The 3,811-nt window shown below is 66.6% G+C and carries 2 protein-coding genes and 1 pseudogene; all 3 read left to right on the forward strand.

Annotation, left to right across the window (positions count from 1 at the left end):
• On the forward strand, positions 1 to 1,789 hold a 1,789-nt coding region (locus VN047_RS15680), incomplete at its 5' end, for a ribonuclease E/G (protein WP_325544266.1).
• Positions 1,790 to 1,976: 187 nt separating this feature from the next.
• Positions 1,977 to 3,380: a M48 family metalloprotease gene (locus VN047_RS15685; RefSeq protein WP_325544268.1), complete on the forward strand. Its 1,404-nt coding sequence runs from the start codon at positions 1,977 to 1,979 to the stop codon at positions 3,378 to 3,380.
• A gap of 67 nt (positions 3,381 to 3,447) precedes the next feature.
• Positions 3,448 to 3,811 (forward strand): annotated as a pseudogene (locus VN047_RS15690) (disulfide bond formation protein DsbA); the annotation flags it as partial.

Raw genomic sequence — 3,811 nt, forward strand, 5'->3', positions numbered from 1 at the left:
GAGCCGCACCAAGGTCGAGATCAAGCGCGACTTCGACTATCTCGCCCGCCTGTGGGACGAGATTCGCGAGAATACGCTGGGCAGCTCGGCGCCGGCGCTGATCCATTCGGACAGCGACCTCGTCAAGCGCGCGATCCGCGACATCTATCATAAAGACATCGAGGAAGTGCTCGTCGAGGGCGACGACGGCTACAAGGCCGCGAAGCAGTTCATGAAGCTTCTGATGCCGAGCCACGCACGCCGCGTGAAGCAATATGCCGATCCGGTGTCGCTCTATCAGCGTTACGGCGTCGAGGACCAGCTCGCGGGCATGCTCAACCCCGTCGTCCAGCTGAAATCGGGCGGTTACCTCGTGATCAATCCGACCGAGGCTTTGGTGTCGATCGACATCAACTCGGGCCGTTCGACGCGCGAGCATAATATCGAGCAGACCGCGCTCAGCACCAACCTCGAGGCGGCGCACGAGATCGCGCGCCAGCTGCGCCTGCGCGACATGGCGGGCCTCGTCGTGATCGACTTTATCGACATGGATCATGGCTCGAACGTCCGCAAGGTCGAGCGCGCGATGAAGGACGCGCTGAAGAACGACCGCGCGCGCATCCAGGTCGGCCGCATTTCGGGCTTCGGCCTGATGGAGATGAGCCGCCAGCGCCTGCGCACCGGTGTGCTCGAAGCCTCGACGCGTCCGTGCCCGCATTGCGAAGGCACCGGTCTCGTCCGCACCGCCTCGTCGGCAGGTCTCAGCGCGCTGCGCCTGATCGAAGAGGAAGCCGCCCGCGGCAAGGGCAACAAGATCACCCTGCGCGCGAGCCAGGAAGCGACCTTCTACCTCCTCAACGAAAAGCGCCGCGAACTGCGCGAGATCGAGGAACTCTACGGCGTCACCGTCGAAATTCTGCCCGATGGAGAAACCGAAGGCGCGCGCATGGCCGTCGAGGTCAGCGGCCCGCCGCCGGTCGCGCGCCGCAGCTTCGCCCCGATCGCCCCGATCGAGGACGATGACGACGACGATTATCCCGAGGACGAGGAAGAGGAAGCCGAAGAAGAGGCGGCCGAAGAGCGTCCCGCGCGCTCGCGTGATCGCGAGGAAGGCGCGCGCGACCGCGAGGAAGGCGATACCGATGGCGAAGGCCGCAAACGTCGTCGCCGCCGCCGCCGTGGCCGCCGCGGTCGCCGCGACGAAGAAGGCAACGAAACCGCCGAAGGTAGCGAAGGCGGCGACGATCGCGACGACGCCGACGCCGAGGATGCCGAAACCGCACCCGTCGAAGCTGTCGAGGCTGCTCCCGAAGCGGAGGCCGAAGAAGCCGAGGCCAAGCCGCGTCGCCGCCGTGGCGGACGCGGCCGCAAGAAGGTCGAGACCGCAGATGTCACCGACGAAGTGGCAGTCGAAGCCGAAGCGGCTCCGGTAGAGGTGGTCGAAGCCCCCGAACCGGTCGCCGAAGAAGCCCCGGCCGCGGAGGAAAAGCCGAAGCGCAAGCGCGCACCGCGCAAGACCAAGGCCGCTGCGGCCGCCGAAGCCGAAGCTGCGGCAGCCGGGACTGCTGTGGTCGATGAGGCGCCGGTCGTCGAAGCGCCCGTTGCCGAAGCTCCGGTTGAAGCCGAACCCGCCAAGCCCGCGCCGAAGAAGCGCGCCAGCCGCGCGAAGAAGGCCGTGGCCGCCGAGGCCGCACCCGAAGCCGCAGCCACCGGCGATGCCGAACCCGTCGCCGCCAATGGCGACGATCAGGACGAAGGCCCCGACGGCGAACCGCGCCGTGGCTGGTGGCAACGCACGTTCGGCAATTGATCGACCAGGTCGATCGGGGCGGCAATTGATCGGCCGGGTCGACCGGGCGCCAATTGATCGGTCAGGCCGATCGGGCGGCAGCTGATCGCAGAAATCGCACGCTGACCTTGCGTCCGCACGCGCTGAACCCCAATAAGCCCTCATGGCTTCACTCGGGGTTCAGGCGCGCGGCGCAAGAGAGGCGGCGATGACCGCTTTCCCGCTGCAGACCGCGTCCGGGGCGCAAATGCTGCGTCCTCTTTTGCGTACCATACTGACATTGCTCGCGATGTTCGCCATCGCGATGCGCCCGGCGGTGGCGCAGTCGATCCTGCGCGACGCCGAGACCGAGGCGCTGTTCCAGGACATGATGGACCCGCTGCTCGTCGCGGCAGGGCTGAAACCCGGGCAGGTGCGTGTCCATCTGCTCGGCGACCGGAGCATCAACGCCTTCGTCGCGGGAAGCCAGGACATCTATGTCTTCAGCGGGCTGGTCGAGGCGGCCGACAGCGCCGAAGAGGTGCAGGGCGTGCTCGCGCACGAACTGGGCCATGTGATGGGCGGCCACGCGATCCGTATCAACGACAGCTATGGCAAGGCGGCGAATATCTCGCTGCTCAGCCTGCTGCTCGGCGCCGCCGCGATCGCGGCGGGCGCCGGCGAGGCCGGCATGGGCGTCATGATGGCGGGCCAGCAGGCCGCGATGGGCAAGTTCCTCGCGTTCAGCCGCGTTCAGGAATCGACCGCCGACGCCGCAGGCGCGCAATATCTGTCGAAGGCGGGGATCAGCGGACGCGGCAGCCTCGCCTTTTTCAAGAAGCTCCAGAATCTGGAGTTTCGCTACGGGGTCAAGCAGGACGACGATCAGGCCTATGGCCGCACGCACCCGATGTCGGGCGACCGCATCCAGGCGCTGCGCGAGGTCTATGTCGTGGATGCGGCATGGGAAAAGCCCGCCAACCCCGACATCGAAAAACGCTTTCAGCGCATCAAGGCCAAATTGTCGGGCTTCATGACCGAGCCCGAGCGGACGCTGCGCAAATTTCCCGAAAGCAACACCAGCATCCCCGCACGCTACGCGCGCGCCTATGCGTGGCACAAAAGCGCCTATCCGCAAAAGGCGCTGGCGGAGGTCGAGGGGCTGCTCCAGACCAATCCCGAAGACCCCTATTTCCTCGAGCTCGAGGGCCAGGTGCTGCTCGAATCGGGGCGCCCCAAGGATGCGATCCCGGCGCTTCGCAAGGCGGTCGCGAACTCGCGGTCGCAGCCGCTGATCAGCGCCACGCTGGGCCACGCGCTGATCGCGACCGAGGATCCCGCCAATTTTGCCGAAGCCGAAGAGGTTCTGAAAACCGCGGTCGCGCTCGACAACCAGAATCCCTTCGCGTGGTACCAGCTCGGCATCGTCTATGCGAACAAGGGCGATCAGGCGCGCGCCGCGCTCGCTTCGGCCGAGCGCTATCAGTTGATGGGTGGACAGTCCGGACTCGCGCTGCGTAATGCCGAAGCCGCGATGCAGGGCCTGCCCCAGGGGTCGCCCGACTGGATCCGTGCACAGGATATTTCGCTGGTGGCTCGCGCCGAGGTGGAACGCGAGCGCAAACGGCGCTAGATTCGCGTCAGGCAATTGGACCACGAAGCGGGACCGCATCGCCAATATGGATGCGCAAGGGCAGTAAGTGACTGAAAGAAAAGACGATTATTACCAGCCGTGGTTACGTGACCCGGCGCCGGCACCCGGCGCGAGCGCGCCGGTGCCGGACGAAGGACTGGCAAAACCCAAAGAGGAGCCGCCGGTCGGCATCGATATCGCGCGATATCGCCCGGCCGAAAAACCGCGCGACCCGCTGGTCAAACCCGAAGCGATCAGGATCGGCGCTGCCAGCCTGTGGGACAGCATCCGCCGCGGGGCCGGAGCCTTTGCCGACTGGACGATCGGTGTCGGCGAACGCGCCGATATTCCTGCGCGCGTCGAGGCCATGGAAATCCCTCGCCGTTCGCGCGAACTGGCCGCGAAAGGCGGCGCGCTGACCGCGCGCACCG

Origin of the sequence: Sphingopyxis sp. (genome assembly GCF_035565275.1) — a bacterium.
Taxonomy (GTDB): Bacteria; Pseudomonadota; Alphaproteobacteria; order Sphingomonadales; family Sphingomonadaceae; genus Sphingopyxis.